Raw genomic sequence first — 2,415 nt, 5'->3', positions numbered from 1 at the left:
GGAACTTATTCTAGACGAAAATAAGGCAACTGCTAAAGATATTGAGATTGAGAAACGTCCAGAGTTTAGAGAAGTCTTCTTTGGTTCTTTTGAAGGATTAGACGCAAGAGGTTTATGGGACAAAGTAACAGAGATTGCTACTGGTAAAGATGGTTCCTATACAGGAGCAACTTCAGATGAAAGTGTGCGCTTAGAATTGAATGCCTTCAAAGAAATGGATCCATACCATGATGCGGAAAACTTTATGGAATTTTGGATGCGCGTGGAATTAGGTTTGATCGACGTGATCACTAAACACAGAGAAACTGATCAAACGATTCTAATTGTGAGTCACGGGATGACTATCCGTAATATGATCCACGAATTAATCCCACAATTTGAAATTGATTCAATGCTAGATAATGCTAGTGTGTCCGTGGTTAGATATCAAGATGGGTTATACCACCTAGAAGCCTTTAACCAGACTGACCACTTTGCCCGTAAAGAAATCAATGACGAAGAAACAGATTTGGATCATTCAGATATCTCATAAACAATAAAAAGCATGACAGAATAGACGAGTGCGTCTACTTTGTCATGTTTTTCTTTTAAGGATTGAGAGGTTACCTATGTGTTTAATTACTTTTTCTATTCAAACGGATACTGAATACCCTTTTGTTCTGACCGCAAACCGCGATGAGGCTTATTCAAGAGCGAGTTTACCTATTCATGAATGGGAAGAACCTGCTAACATTATTGGCGGTCGTGACTTGAAACAAGGCGGGACTTGGTTGGCCTTTTCTAAGGCGGGTAAATTTGCTGCGCTAACTAATTATCCCTTTGTAGACTGCCAAGTAGCTGACCCGATTAGCCGGGGGTTTCTGATTATGGACTACCTGGATTCGGAAATCAGTGCTAGTGACTATGTATCTAATTTACGTTACCATAGAGAACAGTTTGAAGGGTATCATCTACTAGTTGGTCGAATTCATCCTAAAATAGAACTCAAAATGTACAATAATGTAGATGATAGCTTGACTAATTATGCAGCAGGCATTCATTCAATATCTAACACCTACGATGATTTGTCAGCCTACCGGAAAAGTCAGTCGGTGAAAGATTTAATGCATTTAATGCAAGGTGAAATTGATTTAAATAAAATGCTAAAAAACTTTCAAAATACCGAGGCGAATCCCCATTTAACAGATTTTCCTAGCTTTTTGACCCTAGACCAGGCCAAAAAGGCATCAGGTATTTTTATCGAAGGCCAAGGAGACTTTGGGACAGTTTCTACAACCGCTATCGCCTTGGATAAATCAGGCCAATTGTCCATGAAGGAGGTTCGTTATACGAGAGAACTTGGCCAAGAAGAGATAGAAATAAAATTCAATTTTACTTAATTAAGCCAATATGGAGACATCATTACTATTTTGCCAAAATTCCTCAATAAAATATAATTAAAGAATCATATATGGGGAAATGATATGGAGTCGATAGTTATGAACATGAGCGTTTGTGTTGGAGTAGCAATCGGAGCTGCGTTGGGTATAGCCATAGGTCAAATAGGGCGTTGGGTATCTGTGGGAATTGCTGCTGGACTTGTGGTCTGGTCAAGCGCTGACGTTATGCGGAGAGAAAAGCAAAAGACGATAAGATCAAAAACAGATTTAGGTGATTGAATCAGGCATGATAGAAAAGGGGAGATATAGTGGACCTGAAAACCGCAATTTTATCTGTCGTGTTATTCGGTCTCATATTTGGTCTTGCCATGAATAATATATTCTTAGGTATCTCATTTGGGATAGCTATTGGTGTCGCTATGTGTACTGCTGCTGTTGACAAAAAGAAAAAGCCAAAGTAGATATTGAAGTAGATGATGAAGAAGTTTAAATCAAATAAATATAGAAAAGAAGGCCATTCAGCGAGAATGGATTGATGTATATATTGATCAAAAATAGTATAAATTTGAACAATTATATTATATAAAAGAAAGAATAAAAAAGATGTAGCCATTAAGCCACACCTTTCAATCTAATAACTAGTAAAATTATTTTTCGTCATCGTTGTTAGTAAAGCCGTCTAAGCGACCATTAACATCATCTTTGGCATCATCAAAAGATTTTCTTGCATCATTAATTTTTTCTTCTACTTCACCACGAGCTTGTTGGGCTTTACCTTTACCTTCTTGCTCTTTATCGCCAGTAACTTTACCGACTGCTTCATTTACTGAACCTTTAATTTTATCGAAAGTACCTTTGTTTTCATTTGACATGATATCATCCTCTTTCTTTAAATTATATAAACATTATAACATATAAGTGTTTGCGCTCAAATGAAAGCCCTTATTAATGATAAAATACTCAAAAGCATCTAACCAGATTATACTGACTCATATTTTTTGACATTCTTGTATAATTCGTGATATTATAAAGAGTG

Annotated in this window: 4 protein-coding genes; 3 read left to right on the top strand and 1 reads right to left on the bottom strand. The window is 36.6% G+C overall.

The genetic code is table 11. The annotated features are described in order from the left end of the window. The 3 genes from ACRCJ0_RS12065 to ACRCJ0_RS12055 form a co-directional block, all read left to right on the top strand. The coding region (locus tag ACRCJ0_RS12065) for a histidine phosphatase family protein (protein ID WP_431390570.1) at nt 1-532 on the top strand (532 nt) is incomplete at its 5' end. A 76-nt stretch (nt 533-608) separates the two neighbouring features. Further along, nucleotides 609-1,379: an NRDE family protein gene (locus tag ACRCJ0_RS12060; RefSeq protein WP_182023447.1), complete on the top strand. Its 771-nt coding sequence runs from the start codon at nt 609-611 to the stop codon at nt 1,377-1,379. Nucleotides 1,380-1,687: 308 nt separating this feature from the next. After that, nucleotides 1,688-1,840, top strand: coding sequence for a hypothetical protein (locus ACRCJ0_RS12055; protein WP_371430046.1), 153 nt, complete (start codon nt 1,688-1,690; stop codon nt 1,838-1,840). Between the two features lie 186 nt (nt 1,841-2,026). On the opposite strand, the gene ACRCJ0_RS12050 is transcribed toward ACRCJ0_RS12055, so the two are convergent. Further along, on the bottom strand, nt 2,027-2,251 hold the full coding sequence (locus tag ACRCJ0_RS12050; protein WP_069286054.1) for a CsbD family protein: 225 nt from the start codon (nt 2,249-2,251) through the stop codon (nt 2,027-2,029). Nucleotides 2,252-2,415 lie beyond the last annotated feature (164 nt).

Source organism: Aerococcus sp. L_32 (assembly GCF_050689315.1).
The sequence above is the reverse complement of the archived record's forward strand: the minus strand, read 5'-3'. Positions and strand labels throughout refer to the sequence as shown.

Coding starts and splice junctions, on each gene's coding strand:
- ACRCJ0_RS12060 (WP_182023447.1), top strand. CDS start 609: ATGTGTTTAATTACTTTTTCTATTCAAACGGATACTGAATACCCTTTT.
- ACRCJ0_RS12050 (WP_069286054.1), bottom strand. CDS start 2,251: ATGTCAAATGAAAACAAAGGTACTTTCGATAAAATTAAAGGTTCAGTA.